At 33.2% G+C, this 24,044-nt stretch carries 17 protein-coding genes and 1 pseudogene; all 18 read right to left on the reverse strand.

Features of this window, described 5'->3' with window-relative positions; all coding sequences use genetic code 11:
• Window positions 1-682: 682 nt before the first annotated feature.
• The gene (locus tag NNL09_RS23705; protein WP_196911915.1) at window positions 683-4,927 is read right to left on the reverse strand and encodes a GEVED domain-containing protein; all 4,245 of its coding nucleotides are present in this window, start codon (window positions 4,925-4,927) and stop codon (window positions 683-685) included.
• A gap of 437 nt (window positions 4,928-5,364) precedes the next feature.
• Complete coding sequence (locus NNL09_RS23710) at window positions 5,365-5,586, reverse strand: hypothetical protein (protein WP_196911914.1); 222 nt, start codon at window positions 5,584-5,586, stop codon at window positions 5,365-5,367.
• A 716-nt stretch (window positions 5,587-6,302) separates the two neighbouring features.
• Window positions 6,303-6,953, reverse strand: a complete 651-nt coding sequence (locus tag NNL09_RS23715) for a response regulator transcription factor (protein WP_196911508.1) — start codon at window positions 6,951-6,953, stop codon at window positions 6,303-6,305.
• A gap of 534 nt (window positions 6,954-7,487) precedes the next feature.
• Window positions 7,488-8,270: a sensor histidine kinase gene (locus NNL09_RS23720; RefSeq protein ID WP_196911507.1), complete on the reverse strand. Its 783-nt coding sequence runs from the start codon at window positions 8,268-8,270 to the stop codon at window positions 7,488-7,490.
• Window positions 8,243-8,938: a hypothetical protein gene (locus tag NNL09_RS23725; RefSeq protein ID WP_196911506.1), complete on the reverse strand. Its 696-nt coding sequence runs from the start codon at window positions 8,936-8,938 to the stop codon at window positions 8,243-8,245. The genes NNL09_RS23720 and NNL09_RS23725 overlap by 28 nt, the downstream gene beginning before the upstream one ends.
• A gap of 5 nt (window positions 8,939-8,943) precedes the next feature.
• Window positions 8,944-9,366, reverse strand: a complete 423-nt coding sequence (locus tag NNL09_RS23730) for a hypothetical protein (RefSeq protein WP_196911505.1) — start codon at window positions 9,364-9,366, stop codon at window positions 8,944-8,946.
• A gap of 787 nt (window positions 9,367-10,153) precedes the next feature.
• On the reverse strand, window positions 10,154-11,011 hold the full coding sequence (locus tag NNL09_RS23735) for a biotin-dependent carboxyltransferase family protein (protein WP_196911504.1): 858 nt from the start codon (window positions 11,009-11,011) through the stop codon (window positions 10,154-10,156).
• Window positions 11,008-11,733 carry a 5-oxoprolinase subunit PxpB gene (gene pxpB, locus NNL09_RS23740; RefSeq protein ID WP_196911503.1) on the reverse strand — a complete coding sequence of 242 codons (726 nt, stop codon included), beginning with the start codon at window positions 11,731-11,733 and terminating at the stop codon, window positions 11,008-11,010. The genes NNL09_RS23735 and pxpB overlap by 4 nt, the downstream gene beginning before the upstream one ends.
• Window positions 11,734-11,743: 10 nt before the next feature.
• Window positions 11,744-12,469 (reverse strand): 5-oxoprolinase subunit PxpA, encoded by a 726-nt coding sequence (gene pxpA, locus NNL09_RS23745; protein ID WP_196911502.1) that lies wholly within the window; start codon window positions 12,467-12,469, stop codon window positions 11,744-11,746.
• A 26-nt stretch (window positions 12,470-12,495) separates the two neighbouring features.
• A complete protein-coding gene (locus NNL09_RS23750; protein ID WP_196911501.1) occupies window positions 12,496-13,701 on the reverse strand; it encodes an Nramp family divalent metal transporter in 1,206 nt (401 codons plus the stop codon).
• Window positions 13,702-14,838 carry a DUF2891 domain-containing protein gene (locus NNL09_RS23755; RefSeq protein WP_196911500.1) on the reverse strand — a complete coding sequence of 379 codons (1,137 nt, stop codon included), beginning with the start codon at window positions 14,836-14,838 and terminating at the stop codon, window positions 13,702-13,704. It abuts the gene before it with no gap.
• A gap of 220 nt (window positions 14,839-15,058) precedes the next feature.
• Window positions 15,059-17,932: a pitrilysin family protein gene (locus NNL09_RS23760; RefSeq protein ID WP_196911499.1), complete on the reverse strand. Its 2,874-nt coding sequence runs from the start codon at window positions 17,930-17,932 to the stop codon at window positions 15,059-15,061.
• A 395-nt stretch (window positions 17,933-18,327) separates the two neighbouring features.
• Window positions 18,328-18,948 (reverse strand): hypothetical protein, encoded by a 621-nt coding sequence (locus NNL09_RS23765; protein WP_025664124.1) that lies wholly within the window; start codon window positions 18,946-18,948, stop codon window positions 18,328-18,330.
• Window positions 18,949-19,125: 177 nt separating this feature from the next.
• On the reverse strand, window positions 19,126-19,284 hold the full coding sequence (locus tag NNL09_RS23770) for a hypothetical protein (protein WP_159099342.1): 159 nt from the start codon (window positions 19,282-19,284) through the stop codon (window positions 19,126-19,128).
• 485 nt (window positions 19,285-19,769) lie between these two features.
• Window positions 19,770-20,609 (reverse strand): T9SS type A sorting domain-containing protein, encoded by an 840-nt coding sequence (locus NNL09_RS23775; RefSeq protein ID WP_196911498.1) that lies wholly within the window; start codon window positions 20,607-20,609, stop codon window positions 19,770-19,772.
• A 101-nt stretch (window positions 20,610-20,710) separates the two neighbouring features.
• Entirely contained in the window at window positions 20,711-22,522 is a 1,812-nt protein-coding gene (locus NNL09_RS23780; RefSeq protein WP_196911497.1) for an AraC family transcriptional regulator, read from the reverse strand.
• A gap of 169 nt (window positions 22,523-22,691) precedes the next feature.
• Window positions 22,692-22,805 (reverse strand): annotated as a pseudogene (locus NNL09_RS26235) (ATP-binding protein); the annotation flags it as partial.
• 155 nt (window positions 22,806-22,960) lie between these two features.
• Window positions 22,961-23,980, reverse strand: coding sequence for an RICIN domain-containing protein (locus NNL09_RS23785; RefSeq protein ID WP_196911496.1), 1,020 nt, complete (start codon window positions 23,978-23,980; stop codon window positions 22,961-22,963).
• Window positions 23,981-24,044: the final 64 nt, after the last annotated feature.

Consider the following 24,044-nt stretch of genomic DNA (forward strand, 5'->3'; position numbering starts at 1 on the left):
TTAAAATTTTAACTTTTACCCTATGATGTATGCATTAGATTGAATAAACCACAGTATAAAATTATTTTGTTGTAGCTAAACATGTGTACATTATTCAATATCCTTACAATATCCAATAGCCTCTTTACTCATACTAACAGCTGATTTACAGTATTTTATGTTTTTATAATTTACAATCACTATTTGATAATTTTATTTAAATATTCTTTATACATCAAAAAAAACTCCCTTCATTTCTGAAGGGAGTCTGTATTTATTTATATACAATAATGCCCCTTCATCATGGTGAAATAATCACAATAATGACAATGACATTACTAATTATGTTGCTAAATATTCTCATTTCTATTGTATATACTTTATTTTAGATTATAATCTTAATCTTTTATATAAAAAAAATCCCTTTACTCGAGTAAAGGGATTTTAATATCTTATAGTATAGTATTAATACATCCCTTATCGAGGTGAAATAATCACCTCAATAATAATGACTGTATTAATATTTATGTTTCTAGTATTCATTTATGTGGTCAAATATAGGAAAATATTTTTTTGAAATACAAATACTAAATTATTTTTTTAAGTAAACTCTTCTTGATTTCATTAAAAACAAGACCTTTCATCAAAATGAAAGGCCCAATTTTAAATTCTGATTTTTGACTACTTAGAATTCAATTTTATATTAAAACTTAACAAGTCTTAAGGTTTCTGTATGCTTATTAGCTTGTATTTTCACAAAATAATTCCCAGATGATTTTATTTGATCTCCTAATCGTATTGTGCCTGGGTTTTTACTATATTTTTTATGGATCAATTCTCTTCCTAACAAATTATATACGGTTATTGTAAATGTATCACTTTCTAATCTTGATACATCTATCGTAACGGTATCGTTAAATGGATTAGGATACACAGTAGTAAACCTGTTTACCTTATTAAATGTGAGTAGCCTACTACTATTAATTACAATCGTATAATCTTCATATTCTCCGTAACGTACATCGTTAGTGCCTGTATCACAGGGATTGTTTTCATTATCATAATAAGAAACCAATAATCGCATTCGGGTAGCCCCTGTTGCAGCTGTCTGAGGCACAGATATAGATACGTTACCTCTCAGGTTTGTGGTTTTGGTTAAAGTATAAGATTCATCCGTATCCGAAAAATCTCCATCTTTATTCCAATCGATCCAGGCATATATCTCATCTGCCGCACCTCCATTATAACCTGTAATATCTACGGTAAGAGTATAACCGGATCCAGTATTTACACTCCCTGACACAGAAGTAAAGTCATCATATCCTGTTGAATTCCTAGCAGAGGAATTGTTAATTCCTGCAAAAGTAACATTAGTTACTCCTTCCGGACCATCGTTCCCTGTTGCTGAGCAATAGGTAACATCGGTCTGACAAGGACTACAAGAACCTCCACAATCTACGCCAGTCTCATCTCCATTCTGGATACCATCGTTACAAGTAGGACTTGTAGTTCCTCCTACTGTTACAGTATAATCTTCTACCTCTCCTAAATAAGTATCAGTACCACAAGGTGTTATTTTTGCTTGCGATCCATATCCTACTCTAACTCTCATACGTAAAGAAGTATTTGATACTGCCCCTGATGGAGGTGTAATACTAGCTGTATAGGGTCCTCCTGCATATCTTGAATAAACGAGTTCTCCTGCATCGGTAAAATCACCATTACGATTCCAATCAATCCAAACCCCTACTGCATTATACGTCCATGAATTATTGTTTAAAGTCACGGTTAATGAGGTAGCTTGACCACTGGTAAGACTGGTAGAAATACCGGTGTAATCCGAATATGCTGTGTTTGTCGAAGTATTGTTAATACTTCCAAACGTTACGTTAGTAATATGTAATGTACTATTACCGGTGGTAGATGCATTACAATAGACGACATCGTTTGGGTTCTGAGTCGTCACGTTTACTGTATTACTCGATGCCGATTCATTTCCGGCCGCATCTTTAGCTTTTACCGAGAATGAATACGCCGTATTAGCTGTTAACCCCGAAACATTGTACGATGTTCCTGTTACTGTTGTTAACCTAGTAGTACCTCTATATACATCATATCCTGTCACCCCAACATTATCGGTAGAAGCAGTCCAACTTAAGCTCAACGTTGTTTGCGCTACATTAGAAGCTGTCAAATTACTTGGTGCCGTTGGTGCTTGGGTATCATTAGGGGTATTAGTAGTAGTCACATTAACTACATTACTTGACCCAGAGACATTACCCGCAGCATCCTTAGCTCTAACAGAGAAATTATAAGCAGTTCCAGCGGTTAAACCAGTAACATTATAAGTAGTTCCTGTATAGGTACCTATATTCGTACTTCCTTGATATACATCATATCCAGTTACCCCCACATTATCGGTAGAAGCGTTCCAGTTAAGGGTTAAAAAAGTATTCCCTACACCCGAGGCTACCAAATTAGTAGGTGTACTTGGAGCCTGTGTATCGGGAGTTCCATCACCTTTAATAAACACAAAATAATCTTCTACTTCATCACCATTAGTTCTTGCTGTTCCACAAGACTCAGGGGCAGTATGTATTTTATAACGTACTCTTAATCTGGTCGCGCCACTTTTTGCAGTATTCGGAACTACAACTGTTTTTGTTATACCACCAGCACCATTGGTTGCCAGTAAAACTTCTTCACCTGCATCTTCAAAATCTCCATCTTTATTCCAATCAATCCAAGCTCCAAAATAATTAGGGTCCCAAAAATCGATTCCCGGATTAACGGTTAAAGTATAAGACCCTCCTTTAACAAGATTGGTTCCCAGATTCGTAAAATCAGAATACGAACTATTTTCACTTTTATTAATGATATCCCCAAAGATCACTTCGGCTATATAGTTATTACCCTGATAACCCGCAGCACAATAATTTGTAGGCATAGGATCAGGATTTCCATCTGTTATACTAAAATTAGCATTGGTAACATCGAAAAAGATATGATTGGTACCTCTTACCATAATTCTATTTACACCTCCTTCATTGTTAGGTATAGTAATTTGTTGAGAACCATCATTAGGTACTGCCGAAGCTAATGTTATTGGGTATGTATTTCCACCATCTGTAGATAACAAAATATCAACAGTTGCTGCATTTACCCCATTTCCTGTAGTTCCTGCTACGTTCCAGGTTACCGTTTGTGTAGAACCTACGGGCGCATTAAATCTAGTGTTTTGAGAAGTAATCACAAAAGGACCAGCAGTTCCACTTACCGTAATAACAGCATCCTTAGAATCTGTATTACCTCCTCCCGGATGATTATCCCTTACTGTGAATCTAAAATTCATAGTTCTAGCAACAGAAGGTGTTACCTCCCATTCAGAAGAAGCATTTCCAGCTTTTATGGTAGAAAGGTCAGGCATATAACGATTTGGAGAGGATGAAGGAGGTTTATAACGGAATAAAGGACCATTAGTTGACGTAGCACGAGGAGGCATCGGAGCTATTTCTTTATCCATTTGGTTCCAGGTATATGTTAGTTGGTTGGAGGCTGTATTAGGATCAGTAGCTGATCCTTCTAATATAAATGGAGTAGATCTTGGAATCGTATAATTACCTCCTATACTAGCTACTGGCGCACTATTGCCTATTGATCTTAAAATAGCACAACTTTCAATGCTTAAAATATGATTCCACATTTCATCTATTTGTTTCGCATGAAAAAAAACATATTGCGTATTTTCTGTATTAGGAGCACAACCTGTATATGCCATGATAGTATTACCCCCTCCTGGTTCAACGGCACCTTCGTCAAGACGATTACCCCCACAGGAATTGTTAAACGAATGGTTAGCACCGAATTGATGGCCTATTTCATGAACGAATGTGCGATAGAAATAATCTGCGACAGATGTGAAAGGATGTGCACCAGTAGCTCCTTGGGCTTTTTTACTATCATCACACACAGCTCTTAAAGCTCCACGTCCAGTCCCATCTGAATCTAAAACATGGCCAATATCATAGTTAGCGTTACCAATTGCAGCATCAAGAACACCTTGACCTTCATTTACCGATATTGAAGTATTACCATGTGTAATACCATCAGTTGCTCCATCAAGAAAAATGGAATTCTCAATATTAGATACTAATTCAAACGTAGTTCCAAGATCTCTTTCATAAACCGCATTCACTCTGGTCATCAGTGCATTCAACTCGGCAAGTACTGCGGCTTTCCTTTGTTGAGTTGAACCATTAGTAACGCCTGCCTTATCAGTATAAATTTTAGACAATTCTCCTGTTACTGCTATAGCCATTCGGTAGACTCTAACGCGACCATCATTAGCGTCTTTTCTTGCTTTGTTTGAATTTTCAGCTTGCTTTGTACTTTTTTCTGAAAAAGTTTCGGCTGCATTATCAATTATTTGACAGTTAATTGGTTCTGATCCATCCGTTTTTGAAGTAACCATATACGTTTTACTAGTACTAGTAGAAGGTTTGATATTCGTTATTGTAGCATCAGGTTTCATAATCATAGCTCTAAAGTTATTATACCCCAAACTAAAATGTACTACTTCGTTTTCTCCATTAACAGATGTACCAACATACGATTTAATATCTGGGAGCTTTTTGGCTAAATCCGGATGCAAAACATTGGTTTCCTTTACACGGTATTTTTTAAATCTTCCGTCTTCAGTTGGAAGTATGATAATGACATTTGATTTTCCAAATGAATTAAATCTTTTTGGGCATTGAGATAAAACTTCTTTTAGTTTTTCAACACTAAGATGATATGTGTGTTGATGTGAAATTTCTGTATTATTCTTTATGGAAGAAATGTTTTCGTTTTCAATTGGGCTACTATTTTTTTTCCAAAAATTATGGGTTTGTGAAAATCCAAATTGGAAAACAAATAAGCCTATAAATAAGACAAGTTGATTTTTCATGATTTAATTTTTAATAGTTAATCAAGTTGTTGATAAATGAGAATCAACATCTTTTGCAAAAGCAAGCAATGAATTGGAAAACTCACTGTAGCTTTTAGCAACAATACTTTCGTTGAATAGCACACATACTGCCATTCTTTACTAATGATTTTTGTGAATTCATAACCTAAGCTTAATAGTGATTAAAAAAATTGAAGAATTTAAACAACCTCTCTTGATTTGATTTCAAGAGGGATTGTATTAGATTAAAACCACTCGTTATGTTCTACACCTTACTGCTAAGGTCGAAAATAAACAGTCTATTTCAGTTAATGATTATTCGACTATAATTCTTACTGAATCTGTTCATTTTCCTAGCGTAACAGTTTCCAAATACAGTCCCATATTTAATTGATTTGCATTAAACTGAACTGTTTTGGTTTGCTTCTTTTGATGTACTAAACTCTGCTGCTTTGCCAGGGTTTTGTTTTTTTTAGTAAGGCTTGTTTTTGAAGTATTTTTTCAAATTCTTTAGCTTTTTCAAAAGCCCCTGGGTTCTGTTCGTAGTATTCTTGCTGAGTTTCCTCGAATGAGCAACTCTTTTCTTTTTGGTGTTGACCCATAATCGGCCAAATTATCAACCCCATTAGAATCGATAAAAACGTGTTTGTAGTTTTCATTAGATAGTTAAGTTTTGTGTTAGTTCACAAAATTAATGCTATTCTAACCCTCTGAAATATACTATACTAGCAACACTTAATACTATCTTACCCAGAATAGCATTTATTTCAATATTTTAACATTTAAATTCAATAAATAATCAACAAAAACAACAAATTGATAAGTATTTCAAATAATAAATGTTAATTAACTAAATAATTCACACCAATTATTAAACAAAACTCAGCAAGGCAGATTATTTTCTTATAAAAACCTAATCTCGATAGCTTCGCTGAGCCTTTTGGTATACTCAGAACAAGCCTGTCGAAGTGCATTTTTTTTTATTATCATTTCAAAAAATCACTCGATTTGACGGTTTTTGAATTTTTTAAACCTTTACACTGGCGTGGGTTCAACCTGCTATTTTGAATGCACTTTGCAAGCTTTTCAAAACAGGGATACCTTCTTCTCCACAAATGGATCCCAGTCTACACTGGGATTGGTTCAACCAGCCATTTTGAATGCACTTTGCAAGCTTTTCAAAACAAAGACACCCTCTTCTCCACAAATGGATCCCAGTCTACACTGGGATTGGTTCAACCTACTATTTTGAATGCGCTTTGCTAGCTTTTCAAAACAAAGACACCCTCTTCTCCACAAATGGATCCCAGTCTACACTGGGATTGGTTCAACCTACTATTTTGAATGCGCTTTGCTAGCTTTTCAAAATAGGGTTTCACTCAATCTTAAAAAGTTTATTTTTCATGCAATAGATCACCAAGCCTACTCTGGTTTTTACTTCTAACTTCTTAAAAACCGTTTCTCTATAATTCTCTATTGTTTTAGGGCTCAACCCCATTTCGGCGGCGATACTCCTATAGGTAAGTTCTGAACATGCGTATTTTAAAAATACTCGTTCCTTATCGGTTAATTTCTCCTGTAGGTTTTTACTGCTTCCGGCTTCTTCAGAATTACGTAGCGCTGTTTCTATTTTACCCGAATAATAAAATCCTTGTTCTATCACCATCTTCATAGCAAATTCAAAATTTTCGGGATGTATATCTTTTAGCAAATATCCTTTGGCTCCTGCCCTAAGCATTCTAATAATGGTTTCTTCGTCATCCTCCATTGTTAGTGCCAGCACTTTTTGATCCGGTCGATTTTCTTTAAGCCATTGCATCGTTTGCACACCATCCATCACAGGCATTTTTACATCCAAAAGAATAAGATCTGGTGTCTTTCTTTTATGTAAGTAATATTGTGTAAGCTCTTTTCCGTTTTTTAGAATAGCCAACACCTCATATTCCTCAAGTTTAGATATTAAACTCTCTAGTGATTGTGCAAATAAAAGATGATCATCGACAATAACTATAGTCTTCTTCTTCATCTGTTTTTTTTATTATTTATTAATTATCAGATCAAATTCGCCATTATATATTTTGGATGGTATCGATATTAGTTAAGAGTGGCTCCTTTTATCTGTATTACGTTTCGTACTAATTACCTGTTTTTCAAATATTTAAATTTTATAAGTATCTACATTGAAGTAATGCTTCTTATTTGGTACAAATGTATAAAGTAGATCACAAAAAATTGTATGTTTTATAAATAAGTTACTTTGTCATTCCGTTGCAGAACGGAATCCACTACCAAAAACATCCTCTAAATGGATCCCAGTCCCGTTCTCTAACAGGATAACAGGTTGCCCAGATGACAAAAAAACAACAACCATGAGTTTACAGTACTAAACATCAACAACTTATTAACCTGAATCGAAGGGCTCAGCAGAACTATCCAGAATAGCTTTTTAGCACTAAAATACTTGTTTTCGATACAAAATTCTTAACAGAATTTCACTCAAACTGACGCATTTCAGATTAATTAAATTCAGGTTATTATATAAAAAAACAAATGTATTAAATCAATCGTTAAGTTGTATAGGATATGACAAGGTAAGTACAACTCCTTTTCCTGGCGAAGATGTATAATCTAGTTTTGCATTTACCAGAGCCGCGCGGCTTTTCATATTAAGCAAACCAGAATTTGCCTGGACAGATTTTGGATCAAACCCAACGCCATCATCCTGTACTCTAATATTGAGTGTTTCTGGAGTATACTCCAGCTCTACTTCAAGGTTTGAGGCCTCTGCATGTTTTATCGTATTAGAGAAAAATTCCTGAATGATACGATATAGGATAATCTCATCTTTAGGGTTTATATATACTTCTTCTCCTTTTACAGTAAGGGAAGGCGTTAAAAAATTAAGTTTCTCAAAACGTTTAAGTTCTACAGTAATAGATTTTTCTAGCCCTACATTTTGAATCACTTCGTGATTTAAGGTTTTAGATAAGGTACGTATCTCTTGCAAGCTATCCCCTACCAATTTTCTAACATCCTGTAGTGATTCTGATGCTGTATCCTCTATGGTAGCCCCCATAATATTAATCTGCATTACTGCAGTAGATAACAATTGCCCGATATTATCATGAAGCTCCCAGCTTACATTTTTAAGTGCTTGTTCCTGTATCTCTATACGGGATTTAAAAATCTCATCTTCGAAACGTTGTTCTGCTCTTAGTTTATCCAGCAGTAGTTTGTTTTTTCGACGCTGAAAAGCCACAAAGAATATGATACCAAATACTACAAAAAATAGAATAATAATGGTAAAATATATAATTAATAAGATTTGTTCTTTTTCGAGCATACAATAAAACCAATAGTGTAGCAAGTATACATAAAAATATTCGCCGCAGTAAGAATTTGAGCATAAACATTCACAAATTCAGGACTCTTTGCATTACTATAATACGATCCATAAATAAATATTGGCGTCACAATTAGATAAAAGAGTAAACAACCAACTCCTATATAAAAGGGTAGTGTTTTATAAAAAGCCAATATAGTATCAGATATTAGTAAATGAAAAAAATAATAGCTAATAAACAGAAAGATCAACAAAGATCCAAAAACATAATTAAACGCTGAAACAGCTTCAAAAAATATATCAGTAATCGAAAGATTGATAATTGCCAAAAAAACAAAAATAATTATTAAAACCTTACCATATTTTTTTATTCTGACAGAATTTATTTGTCCAATAAAGAAAAATAAATAAAAAGAGAAACTTATAATATCATAAATATTATAAATCCATTGATTATGACTAAAAATTGAATCTTTCATACCATTGAAAATTTCAATATTTTCAATGCCTCTAGGTAACCAACCAAATACAAGTTCAACAAAAACAGTGAGCCATAAAAAATAAACAAAGTATCGAGAAAATTTATCTTCTCGATACTTTTGAATATAAAATATTCCTACTAACGCAGCGGTTATTTCGAATATATTAATAACTATTTGATATATCATAATTATTAATAAATGTTTGGCGGATTACCCCCGCCTCCTCTATTATATGGCTCAATATCATAATTATTTGGCGCACTATCACCACCTTTACCCATCTCACCTGCTGGTGCTCCTGTTGGTGCTAAAAAGATCGTTGCATATCCCTTTTTACTTTTACATTTAGATTCAGGATACGCACCAAAGTACATTCGAATCCCTGGATTATCGATCCCTTGCTTTTTAGACTTTTTCTTTACATACTTAAGATATTCCTGCAATTCTTCTACACTCCAATAAAATTCACGTCTATCTTCAAATCCTATACATTTATCTATCTCTGGTGTTCGGGTACAGCACCATACATGTTGTAGCTCTTTTGCTTCTTCTACGCTAATACATTTTTTAGGCTTTCCACCTTTTTTCCCTTTTTTTGGTAATTCTTTTCCCATAACGTTATATAATTTTAGATTAAATTAGGTTAGACTTACGCTAATATATCCAAAAAACATGCAGCAAAGCAAATACACCCTACCTAAAAATCAAAAACCACACAACACCTAAACAGCATCAAACTCCTGTTTTTCAACCCCCTAAAGCACTAAAAAAAAATCTAAAAAAAATCACAAGGGGCATTTACCCCTATTACCAAAAGGGTGTTTTCCCCCTATCGATACAACTCATTGTATATTTTTTCGTTTTTTGATCTAAAATTCGTCAATTCGAGTGCTTCTATACTTCGACATAGCTGAGTACAGGCTGAAGAAGTGTATCGAGAATAGAGTTTTTGATCAAAAAAAGCTATTCCTGATAGCTTTACTAAGTCCATCGACAGGCCTAGCTTACTGAAAGGACTTAGCAGAGCTATCGAGACCCAACTGTAGTAATAGCTATTGCATCTCGATACAATTTCATCAACCGCTATTGCTATTGATAAAATCACTCGATAAGACGTAAGAATATATAAATAAAATCAGCACGTTAGAGAATACATCAATAGCAGTGCTTCTTTCTACCCACATCGAAAGACCTATCTTGAGTTTATGGAAGGGTTCATGAAATGTCGTTTAGTTAATATAAAAAGATATTCGAGTGTCATATTGAGCTTATCGAAATGTAATTGAAAACGTCAATTTTACTAGTCTTCGACAGGCTCAGACTGACACTATAAAACCAAACAACATTACTGACTCTAGGTGGCAGCTGTTTTTACATTTATTATTAGAGATAAGTATTACCTCAAAATCCAATTAACTTAAAACTGCATTTTTCTTTCATTCGTTTTTGTGCAATGTGGTTGATTGCAGTTTCAGTTAGTTGTAAAACTCTTGGGTATCCTCCCGTAGTTTGACAGTCTCTCATTAACACAATTAAACTACCTGATGGAGTTAATTGTATTGTACCTGGTAAAACAGGTGATGTTATAATCGAAGGTAAAGTGTTTGGTATTTTTTCTTCTAACTGAATTGCCATTCGATTTATAGTATTAGAAATTGTAAAAACTGCATCTGATACTTTAGATTTTTGAGTATCATTTAACATATCAAATTCGGGTCCTTTATACACCTCTAAGGCATTTGAATTTTCTAAAAATAAAGGTGGAGAAATTGCAGAAAAATGATCGGTATAATCACTACTACTTTGGTATGGAATTTTGTCATTTTTAGCTAATCGAAACTGAGGTGTAATTGACTTATAAAAAGATCTACTATGTAACACTTCTTCTGAAAGGAATCCATTCTTGATTCCTACATAACCATACACTCCTTTCCTACAAAAATTTATTTTAAGAATATCATTTTTTAAGACTCTAATCCCACGATACATTTCTATTTTTTTATCATTTAAAAATGCATCTGTTTCACCACCCGTTAATACAACAGTTGTGGTGTCATGAAATTTTAAAACGGGAGGTTGAATAGTCCATTCGATACATGCAGAATTTTTAGGATTGCCCAATATTAAATTTGCAAATCCAAATGCCACCTGATCCATTGCTCCACTTTTTGGAACTCCATATTTTGAAAAACCAAAACGTCCTTCGTCCTGAATAGTTGTAAAAAGTCCCGGTTTAATTATCTCGACATTTGTAATCATAAACACACAGATTCAGGCGTATAATTATTATTTTCAACTCTAGTTCTTATTTCGTTATATTTTTTTTCTTTAATCGATATAAACTGAATTTTATCTCCTGGTGAAATAAAGCAACAATTTTTTGTTTTAGGATTAAAAAAATCCAGAGGACACATACCTATCACATGCCAACCTCCAGGACTACCCACAGGGTATATTCCTGTCTGACTTCCACCAATTGCTACAGCACCTTTTTTGACATGCAGCGAAGGGGTGATTTTTCGAGCACTATGCAATTGATCATCGAGACCACCCAAATACAAAAATCCAGGTAAAAAACCAATACCATATACTGTATAGAGTGGAGCAGTATGTAATCGAATTATTTCTTCGACAGTAAGCGATTTATCTTTTGCAAATACTTCTAAATCCTGTGCAAGTGAAGTAGCATAACAAACAGGAATTTTCCACAGTTTACTTTCAGGCCTTGCTTCTTCATAACTTTTAGAATACAGCGATTTTAACTCCAAAACACTACTATAGAAATCCTCTATAGTAGACACATAACAAATTAATAACGAGTTATATGATGAAATTACCTCAACAATTAGTTTATCATAAAAAGAAAGTATCGATTTTTTAAAGAAAAGTAGGTCGTGAAGGGTGTTTTCGTCAATTTTTGCAGGCCATTCTATTAAAATTGCTCTTTCAGAATATCTTTTGTATTGCAATTTATATTTCATAAGCTTCCTATTATAGTAAATTTAAAATCGAAAACTCTTTATATAAATATTTCAAAATCTGAACAGATTTTGGGTTATCTCCATGCACACAAATTGTATCAAAAAAAATCGGAACTTCTACTCTATTTTTAGTTTTCACTTTCCCTTCAAGAACCATTCTTTTTACATGACTAAAAATTTCTTTTGGATCAGTTAGTAAAGCTTCTTTTTCTTTTCTTGAAACCAATGTCAAATCATCATTGTAATTTCTATCAGCAAAAGCTTCATGTTTAACCTCGAAATTCCCTTTGGAAAGATACGATAATTTAGCATTTTTCAAAGTAATTATACATAAACTTTTATCGACATTTTTCACAGCTTCGATAATTGCCATAGCTACCGATTCATTTTTTACTGCTTCATTGTAAAGTGCTCCATGTGGTTTTACATGATGTAGTTTTCCTCCTGCTTTTTCGGTTAAGGATTTTACCAACCGTATTTGTTCGGTTATTGTTTTTACCAAATCACCATACGGCATTTCAACTTTGGTTCTTCCAAAATTTTCACGATCGGGGTATGATGGATGTGCTCCAATTTTCACATTATGTTGCATTGCCAATTCGATCGTTTTCTTGATTACTTCTACATTCCCTGCATGGCTTCCACATGCAATATTACACCAAGAGATATACTGCATAATTTCGACATCAAAACCTGCCTCTTCCCCCACATCTGCATTAAGAATAATTTTCTTCATATTCCTACATTTATTAGCAATAATTCCTACAAACTTTCAATCACTTTCCAAATCCCTCTAAATCCTAAAAAGCAAGTAATGATAAGAATGAAAAATCCAATCAGGTTTTGCTTCCATGAATTGGTATATTTTCCTAATATTTTTTGTTGGTTCATTACCCATAAAAGGAAGATTGCAATTACAGGTAAAAGGAGTCCATTGGCGATCTGAGCAAATCGAATAATTACTATTGATTTTATCCCTAGGGAAGAAAACAAAACTCCCAAAAAAAGGATGAACATCCACACTGCTCTAAAGGATTTACTTTTGAGTCCTTTTTGCCATCCCATACACCCTTTTACTACATAAGCTGCTGCAAGAGGTGCTGTGATTGCAGAAGTAATTCCTGCTGCAAACAACCCAACAGATAGTACATATTTTGCCATCGAACCAAAAACCGGTTCCAGTCCTTTAGCCAGATCGGCTGCATTATTCACTTCTGCTTCTTGTATAGCCGCTCCCGCAATAATAATTGCCATCGATACAAATCCACCCAATACAATCGCAACTACAGTATCCTTTTTTGCTTCTGGCAGGTCCTCGGTAGATTTCCATTTTTCACTAACAATAGAGGCGTGTAAAAAGAGGTTATACGGCACTACTGTTGTTCCTATCAACCCTACAATGGTAAGTACGTTATCACTAGAAAAGTTAGGCACAAACCCTTTAAAAATCATTGAAATATCTGGTTTGGTAACTATTGCTGTTACTATAAAAGCTACACTCATTAATAAAACCAGAACAATCAAACTTCGTTCTAAAACCTTATAATTACCTATGTACAATAGTACAAAGGCAATCACACCGATTACGATACTTAGGTAGTTTTCTGAAATCCCGAGTGAGGATTCTAAGATTGTAGACAGTCCAAGTACTCCCCCACTGATATTACCGGCTTCGTATGCCGCATTTCCTATGAAAATTGCTGACAGGATTAATGCAATAAGAGCTCCTCTTACAATTTTGTTATCAAATTGAGATTTTAGCACTTCGCTTAATCCCTTTTGGGTGACTACACCTAATCTTGCTGCCATTTCCTGTAAAACAACACAAGCTACAATAGATAACACCAATGCCCATAGTAATGAAAATCCAAACTGTACCCCTGCTAATGTACATACAGTTACGGTACCTGGACCAATAAAAGCTGCAGTCACCCATGTTCCTGGGCCTATATTAAAAAACTTCTTCATTTATTTTGTATTAACATCTAGTGTATAAATAGCAAATGATCCCAGCCAATGCCCTCCTTCATAACTATCCCCAACCAGATTAGGCAAAGAATAGTTTACATGTGTATTTGCTACCGAAAAAAGATGCATGTACTCTTTATACTGTTTGGCAAGCCCATATAACACCCAGGCTCTACTAAAATTAAGTCCATCTAAATGAACCAATTTACCATCTGTACGATCAGACACTTCTCCTACGTCGATCGTAAAATTTTTGGCTTTAAGTTGCGGCATAAAATCAGAGATCCAACGATCAAATTCTTCTTTATTTAACACTCTTCTCATTACATCTATTTCTTCAAAACAAGGAGATAAAAAATCATAACCACTAGGTTCCCAGCCAATGGGACAACCTTGATCATTAGCATAGAATTCTCTTGCCCTGGTCTCTATAATGCCCTTTAGTTTTTGATCTCCCAGAGTATTTGCATAATCCCAAGCAAAGGATAATCCAAATGCAGTATTGGTATGCTCTCCTACTCTAATTGGATATTTAAGTTTTGGAAGAAAATCGATATACCGTTGTACAATAAGTGCAGTTAGTGGCTGAAGGCTTTCTTCTAATTCTCTTGCCAGTGGATCATCCCAGGTATGAAGCTCTTCGGCCAGTTTAAGCAACCAGGCCCAACCATAGGTTCTCTCGTATGACTTATTATGCTTTCCTTCAAAATACTTGATTTCTTCCTCAATATTCTTCTTAGACATATTTTGAAGCAATTTGGTTTTCGCTTCTTCCTTTTTTTCCAGATCAGGAAATGTTTTTAATAATTTCACCAACGACCAATGCCCATGGACTGAAGAATGCCAATCAAAACAACCATAAAAGGTAGGATGCAATACATGAGGTTCTCCTATATTTTCTTTTCCTCCTAAGGTTTGTCCCAGTTTATTAGGGTACTCTACCTGCAAGCAAGCTAATGGCAGTTCTACCAATGTATTGGCTTGTTTTAATGTGAGTTGCAAAGGTTCTTCTATTGGATTCTCTTGTAGTGATTGTTCTTTGGTTTTTACATCCTTGGATGGTTGTTTTGATGTATCATTGTTTTTATTACACCCTAAAACAACAAGTAATGAAATCAGAAAAAGTATTCGGTACATAATCAATATTTATAAGTTTAAAATATCTACTTTCTTAAAAGTATCAATTTCCGGAATTATGCGTATGTGATTGTTGATAAGAACGGTAAATAGTTTATAAATTCTCTTAACCACTCAATAGAGTGATTTAAATACTGGTATAGTTTTTTATTTAGCGTTTTGGCATAAAAAAAGGGATATGATTAGATCATATCCCTTTACTTTCATTTCTAACTTGGATTTACATCTTCACATCGCTAAGCTTCACTTCTTTTCCTTCTTTATCCAACATCAATACTTCATCAAACCCGGCATTTTTAAATTGCTCAAATTGTGTAGCTGCATCTCCTATTAACAGGTATGCCATTTTGGTTTCATCAAGATATTTATTAGCTAATGCCTTATGTTGTTCTAAGGTCATTTCTTCTATTATTTTTTCTTCCTTAGCTATATAATCTGATGCAAAATCATACCTTCCCATTTCCTGTAACATTCCTAATAATGCTCCTTGGGTCTCAAATCTGCGAGCATTAGATTTTATTAAGGCGTTTTTAGTAAAGGCTAAATCTTCTTCAGAAATACCATCTTTATACTTCTCTATTTCATCTTTAAAAATCTTTACAGACTCAAAAGTCGTATTGGTACGTACACTTGAAGAGGCGGTAAAGGTCCCCGGTATCTTACTCCCATTAAACCTGGATCGTGCACCATAGGTATATCCTTTTTCTTCTCTCAAGATTAGGTTTACATTTCCTGAGAAAGATCCTCCCAACTTATAATTCATAACTGTAGCCGGAAAATAATCTTCGTCGGTACGTGCCATAGAAAGATACCCTATATTAATTACAGATTGTTTTGCATTAGGAATATCAACAAAATATAAAGATGATTTATCTCTGGTATTCACTACTTCATATTCTGGAATAGTTACTTCTTTGCTAGCCCATTTACTTTCTAAATTTTTAAGAGCCGCAAGTGCTTTATCTTGGTTTAAGTCTCCTACAATTTGAAATTTACTAACTGAAGGAGAGAAATTTTTGGTATAAAACTGCTTTAAATCGTCTATAGTAATCGCTTCTACAGAAGCTACAGTACCAGTGGTAGGGTAAGCAAACATGTGTTTTTCTCCATAAAGAAGTTTATTGTATACGTTTCTTGCCACCGTATTAGGGTCTGCAGCCGATCTTTTAATCCCATTAATAGTCTTGGTTTTTATTCTTCCAAATTCTTCTTCATCCCACCTTGGCTCCAGCAATATTTCGCCTATCAAATCCATTGTTTTATCAAGATTACGAACCAGGGTATTACCTCTTACGATAATTGCTTCTCTGGTTGTATACATTCTGATAGAGGCTCCCAGTAACTCTATCTCTTCTTCTAACTGCTCTGGAGTTTTAGTAGCGGTACCTTCCATCATGATATCTGTCATTAGGTTTGCTACTCCAATTTTATCAAATGAATCTAACAAATGTCCTCCAGAAATTATCAAACTAAAATTAACCAATGGAAGTTCATTTTGCTCTATACCATATACTTTCATTCCGTTAGATAATGAAGTACTCCAGGATTGAGGAATGTTCAGTTTTGGAGATTCTCCTTCTTTCGGAGCTACAGAACGATCAAAAGCCGAAGGTGTTTTTTGGATTTCTTCTTTTGTTTCGACTACTGCTTCTTCTACATTTTCTTTTATCTCTTCTTCTACAACTGCTGCTTTTTCTGAATCATTTGCCGCCAAATCCAATTTTCCTTTAGGAACAAAACTAGTAATCACATAAGGCTTATCCTTAATATATGTGTTGTATACTCTAATCACATCTTCTTTTGTAACCGCCTTAATATTTTCTATATCTTGAGTTATAAACCCCGGATCACCAGCAAACACATTGTATTGTGCTAATTGAAATGATTTTCCTAGTACACTACTAATTCCATTATAAAATTGTGTTTCGAGTCCTGCTTTAATACGTTCGATATCTGTTTCAGTAATTCCCTCTTCTTCAAATTTCTTAAATGCTTCAAAAACACCTGCTTCGATATCGGCTAGACTTTTACCATCATTAGCCGTAATATTTACTCTGAATTTACCTGCTATTTCCATAGATCTATTCCATGCATTAGTATCCGAGGTTAATTCTTTTTCTTTTACCAAAACTTTATATAAAGGTGCTTTTTTTCCGTCGGATAACAATTGCCCTAAGAAGTCTAATGCATAGGCATCTTTAGTATATTGTTCTACTGTTGGCCATACCATATTTAATTGTGCAGTAGTAGCAAAGTTATCTTCGTGAGAGAATCTTTTGGTTTCTGATAAAGTAACATTCTGTACTTTTAACTTTTCTACTGGTTGACGTTTTTTAATTTCGCCAAAATACTTCTCGATCATTGCTTTAGCCTCTTCTGTTTCAAAATCTCCAGCAAGTACTATAGTGGCATTATTGGGTCCGTAATATTTATCATAAAACTCTTTTACATCTTCTACAGTAGCATTTTGAAGATCTACTAACTCCCCTATTACTTGCCAGTTGTATGGGTGTCCTTCTGGATAAATATTCTTATCAATTACCCAATTGGTATGCCCATAAGGATTATTATCTACACGTTGTCGCTTTTCATTTTGCACCACTTCCTGCTGATTTTTGAAAGCACTTTTGGTAACTGTATTAATTAGAAAGCCCATTCTATCAGACTCTAACCATAATACCGTTTCCATAGCATTTTTGGGAACTACTTCATAGTATATTGTTCCGTCTTGCCATGTTCCCCCATTAAGTGTTCCTCCAACATCCTGAATCTTTTTAAAGAACTGATCCTGAGGTACATTTTCTGATTCTTGAAACAGCATATGTTCGAATAAATGTGCAAATCCTGTTCTTCCCGGTTTTTCTCGATTAGAGCCTACACCATATTGGATCGCAACCGAAACGATCGGATCAGATTTATCCTGATGTAATACCACCTGAAGCCCATTTTCTAGCTCATATTTTTCGAAATCAATAGATAATTTACCTACTTCTTCTGTTTGTACTTCAGAACTTGTTTCTTTCTTACAAGAGATAACTCCTAAAAATAAAAAGGATATTGCTACGACGAGCACCCTATAAACCTGAGTTTTCATAATTATGTTTTTTGTTTATGGAGTTAAAAATAACCTTTGCCAATGAGTATTTCTATTGATATGTTATTAAAATAAAGTTAAAGAGGTCTATTTTATGCTTGTAAATCCTCATAAAAAGCTTTTTATGAGGTAAATAGAAAGACCTTCCATTCTCTGGAAGGCCCTTCTATCGATAAGTAGTATTTACTCTTTTTAAAAAATTGAAGTTAGTTAAGTTACTATAGTTTACCTGAGTTTGTTTGCACTTTTGAAATCTAATTTTCTAATCATACATCAACAGATTCTATGTAGTAAAGAAATATTTCTATTTTTCTCAACATAACGACAAAACTGTATAACTCTAAAACGAGGTACATTACTTACGTGAAAGATTCTTACACCTAGATTTACCGAAGTTAATATGTACATTGGTTTGCTGCATTTGTACATTCGGTAGCCATATTATTTTTTCTGATTTGATATTCTTGAGAATTCATAATACCACAAACGACTGCTTTAAGACTTGTTCTTCTCATTTCTCGTGTCCAGGCAATTCCTCCGGTTACATCTGGCTCTCGTAAAAGCAATCCTCGGTATGCAATATAAATATCTAAATCCAGCTGAATCTCGGTCAAATTATAACGATTCAAATAACTATAATATTGATTCCCCCATCTTACTTTAGCTTCATTTGATATTATAAATTGTTCTGTTACAAAACAAACATCTCGTCTATTTAACTCTCTTACCCATTGAGTAACTACGCTTTGGTTTTCTGGACACCTTCTTAGAAAAGACAAATAGGAAATCCTAATCACGCAAGTTGCATCTATTTGAGGAGGTGAAGGGATATCTCTTGGTGGTCTGAAATCGGGATCTTCGGGAAAAGGAAATGATTTTTCTGGCGCATTGGTAGTATCCACTATTTCTACTGGCTCATTATTTGTATCTTCTTTCTCGCAGGAAGAAATTAAAAGCAATCCAAAAAACATAGGAAATAGTACAAGGTACTGTAATCTATATATTAATTTTTTCATGATATATAAGTTGTTTTAATGATTTATTATGTGAAATTATTTATGTTTCAAATAGAGGCTAAACTCCTTTGTTTTGATATAGAACTTAGCCTCTTATTAACTGATTCGGTGTTGCAACCAACTGATACTTATCGTTAGTAAAATACTTTCTAACTCAACCTCCGAATCCAAGACATATCACCCTCTTATGCAATGACCGTTATTACTACATACCGGCCATAAAAAAGGGCAATCTGCATCAGAGTTGCAATCTATTTTTATCCCTCCTTTAATAAAAGCTTGTTCGTTTCTTTTTAATTGATCGACACCGTTAAGGTTTACAATGTTTTTTAACATAACTATTAATTTTAAAATCGTATTTGTGTGAACATTTATAGACACTCACAGTTTGTGTCTATTCTTGCAAGAATATTTTTATATGTCCTAACCTGGTTTTAGATCTTTAGGACGGTTTCTTTTTTAATACTTAAAAGTCAAATTTTGTTTACAAAAAGTTTCAGATTATGAAACATATACTAATCGTTTATCTCAAAATTAAGTCGTGCATCCCTTTAAAACAAAGGGTTAGTATTCATATTTATAAATTTGAACAACCAAAAATTAATAGCGCGATTTTAATAAAATGATACTTCTTAAGAATTGGCATACTCATCATATTTAGAAGGCTAAGGCATATGTTTTTTGATCAAAAAACATATGCCTTAGCTATAAAGAATTTTCTTTTATAAATATGATTAGGATATGATTAATAGGTTCTACAAAAAAACCGTCTAGACATTTCGCTAGACGGTTTCGTTCATTTCAAAAAAGTAGATTGTTTTTTAATTTTTTACCAAGGTTTTATAATACTTATTTTCTCCACTGGTAATCTGACAATAATACATTCCTTTTTCCAAACCCAATGTTTCAAAACCATACATAGTTTTAAGTCCTACACTACTTTTTCTTTTTAGCATACTACTTCTTACTTTTTTTCCATTGCTATTATATATCTCTATCTGTATTTTATTTTCATTGTTCTGCTTACCGAAATATTCAATCGTCAAATGTTCTTTAACAGGATTAGGGTAAAATTGAATTGGGTCTTTATGAGTCGATGTCATTGAAGTACGGCCTGAACGATCTTTACCTATCAATACTTGAATCTCTAAAATATCATCTAACCAATTCCCATCGCTACCATCTTCATCATTACGGTAATCTTCTTCATTATCATACTCTACCAAGCGTAATGAAATTAAATTGTTCTTCTCTTTAAAAAATAGAGGTGTGTTAAAAACATAAGGGTAGTCAAATATCGGATCTACAATTGATGGCGCAGGTGGGGGATCGTTTCTTACGGGAGGTATAATTACAGGTGCACTGGCTCCAAAAGGATCGCTGGGTACTACGACATAGGACAATCTAAAATATTTTGTGGTATTTATATTAGAACTATAATCTAAATCAAGCTTTAATCGTATAATATCATATGGTCTAAACGCTAACCTTTCTGGTCCTTTTAACTTTACAACCTGTTCTATTACCCCTTTATCATTAAATGAATCTGTAATAGATATGGATACATCAACAGTGCGATCCCTAGGGGTTAGTTTTTCTTGCCCATTAATGAAATGAGGAATACATACTACAAGGAGTATAAAAAAATACTTCGTTTTCATGATTAAAATTTTAAGAGTTATACATTAAAAACAAAGTATCAATAATTGGGCTTATCTAATAATTCGAATTGTTCATATTTATAAATTTAAACAATAAACCACTAGCTCAGCTCTAGTTTCTTAATGTAATATGCCGGATTTAGTCCGGTTTTACTTTTAAAAACTTTAATAAATGTAGTGGCACTTTTATAACCTGTTTCCTTTGCTACAGCCCTGATGGTATAAGATCTAAACATTGGATCTTCTTTAAGTTTTAGCAAGGCATAATCTATTCTTAATTCATTAAGATATTGATTAAATGACTTCTTTTTTATTTCGTTTAAGGCTTTTGATAAGTAGGTCGTATTGGTATGAAGTAATTTTGCTGTTGAATACAAATTACAGTCTTGTGAAATATAAAAATGAGTATTTTCTAATTCTTGAAGTTTCTTGAGAATTTTTTCTGATTTTTCATCTTTTATTTTCACTTCTCGAATCGGGTGTTCCAGGTCTTGATCTAAAGATTTTTTCTCTTTAATATCCTCGATTATTTTTAGAAACTTTTGTTCTTTTATTTTAGTCTTTCTTCGATATACCAAAAAAACGGACAATAGCGCTGTAATCAATACTATGGATATAGTTACAATAATTTTCTTACTTGTCACACTTTTTGTTTTTTCACTTGCCAGTTTATTGTTTTCGATTTTAAAATCTTCTAAGTCGTCTTCATACAATAAATCTTTAGCCACTAATCTTTTGTCACTTTTTACCTGAATAATATTTTGAAGTCTATCATAATACGCTATCTGTTTTTCCTGATCGCCCATCATTTTTGATGTTTCGATAGCCAGCCTATACATATTTTCTATTTTATCTGCCTCTATGTTATCACCAATCAGGTCAAAATTTTCATTTAATAGAGAAATTGTTTCATCATATTTCTTTTGCTGATATAAACACCTTGCCATGTAGTAATTGGCTATATACAAATTGGTTTGTTGCCCTCCTGTATTGTTTATAAAAATATCTTTTCCTTGCTTAAGAAACCCGAGTGCTTTATGGTATTCTTCTTTTTTATAATAGATATCTCCAAGGTTAATATAAAAATAGCTTTTGTATATAGGTAAGTCGTAATTCTCTGCCAATAAAACACCCTGATCATTAGTTTTTAATGCCTCATCAAGCTTATGGATTTCTGCCAGGCATTTGCCTTTTCCTAATAATGAACTTAGGTAGGTATTTTTGTATTGAACAAAATTATCTTTTGTTTCTTTTTCTAAGGTTTTAAGTACTAAATCGTATTCACCAATTGCATCTTTGTATCGTTTTAATTTCATACGCACATTGGCTATATTGGTATGACTTATCAACTTATATGATAAATTCTGTATGCCTCTAGAAAGCTCTTTGGCTCTAAGATAAGATTGTAGTGATTCTTCATACGCTCCAAGAACATAGTAACTACTTCCCAGCAAACTATGGCTTCCAAAAATCTTTATGGTATCCTTCATTTTTTCTGCGGATTTAACAGATATGTAGGCATTTTTTATTGTATTACTATGATGAGAACGTATGTATTCTATGTATGCGATCTGATAACTTGAAAAATACTGAATATTATAATCTTCTTGTATTTTTCCTCTTTGTAAAAAAGCCTTACAGTACGCTAAACCTTTTATAGTATCTTTCTCTTCAGAAAATGTGTTTTGAATAAAATTTTCTATTTTTTTTATAGAATCAGATTGAGTAATAAATCGTTTTTCTTTTTCTGAAATCGAATATGTCTCCTCTTTTTTCTCTGCTTTATTTTGTCCGATTGCAATACCAGAGCATATAGTAAAAACATAAAAGACAAGGTAATATCTACAGTATTCAGAATTACCAAAAACTGATAAAATTGATTTTGGGAAATGAGATAGTGAAAATAAGATCATTGGTTTTAAAGAGTTAAATTTTCATATCATCTTCAATTATATGTAGGACTATTATTATAGTTCTTTGTTACAAATTGAATTTTAATAATTAAAGAAATGTACATTTATATTTCTAAAATCATATCTTAATTAACACAAATAAAACTTATTTTCTTATTGCTTTCTATGATTACCTTAGCCATCCATCACGATCCAAGCTTCTATATTGTATGGTTTCAGAAATATGATCTCCCAAAATTGATTCTGATTTTTCGAGATCTGCAATAGTTCGGGATACTTTTAGTTATTATTTTCAGAAGTTATTCTAGGAACAAAATTTGTACTTATCTCGTATTGAGTATTTGGTTCTGCTTTTGAAATACATACTACTAAATTTATTTTTATTTGAAACTTATCATAATAAATTCAGAGAAAGACAATAAATTACCTCTGCAAAGATTAATTAAGGTTAATCATTGATATTTTACCTTTTATCTGATGTCCATCCTGAGCTTTAATAAAGAAATTTGAAGATGAGTGTGGTTTCATTTTTAGTGTCGTCGACCTTATTGCATAGCCACTTATAAACCTTATTTCATTATATCTTACCTTACAATGATAGCCAGAGCACAAGTCGCATGTTTTATGACAACCCCAAATATTACTCGACAATTCAAGTTGAAGTTTACCAGAAATATAGTCATTAAGGTTTACTATAAAATCAACATTATGAGCATAATTATTCAGTTTGTTGATATTTCTTTTATGGTAATCCTTGTTTAAGGTTCCGTTAAACAATAACAAATTGGAGTTGTAATCCCCAACATAATTAACAGATGGAGCTAAAGTATTTTTTGTTGGATTATAATACTCTAAGTTATCTATGTTCTTGATTCGTACGATAAGAGAACCTTGTAACCTCGAGCAATCATTGTTATGAAAGGATTTAAAAGACATATCAGAGACGCTTATTCGAATTAATTGATTTACCTTTTCTCCTTTCTTTATAGTTTTAAGTTTCCAAGCAGAACCGTATCTTTTCCACATGACTATTCTAGTTCCTTCAGTACGTTTTCCCCATTGATTAATCATGTACGTTCCTTTTTTAGATTGAATAGAGTAATAACCATCTCCTATATCATTAAACTTCCATTTTGTATTAGAATTCCCCTTCCCTTCCCAAAGAACAACCTTAGCATTAGAATTGGAGGAATTGTTTTCTATATGAACATATTTTCCAAGGTCAGATTTGATATAAAAATATCCATTGCCTGCATCCTCTAAATTAAATCGTTGAGTGACATCATTACTACCATTTCTTAAGTTAAGTGGTGTGCCATTAACTGACATATGCAATTCAATGTCGAGGTATTTGTCTTCAAATTCTGATTCTATATAATATTTCCCCTCTAATTGAGCGTTCAAATTAGTTATGAATAGAACAAGTACTATTAACTGAAATAAAAAAAGTGTTTTCATGATTTAGTGATTTACCCAAATCATGCACTGAAATTTTGACTTCATTAGGAAATTTCAGCGCATA

It is taken from the genome of Aquimarina sp. EL_43 (assembly GCF_943422735.1).
GTDB lineage: Bacteria > Bacteroidota > Bacteroidia > Flavobacteriales > Flavobacteriaceae > Aquimarina > Aquimarina megaterium.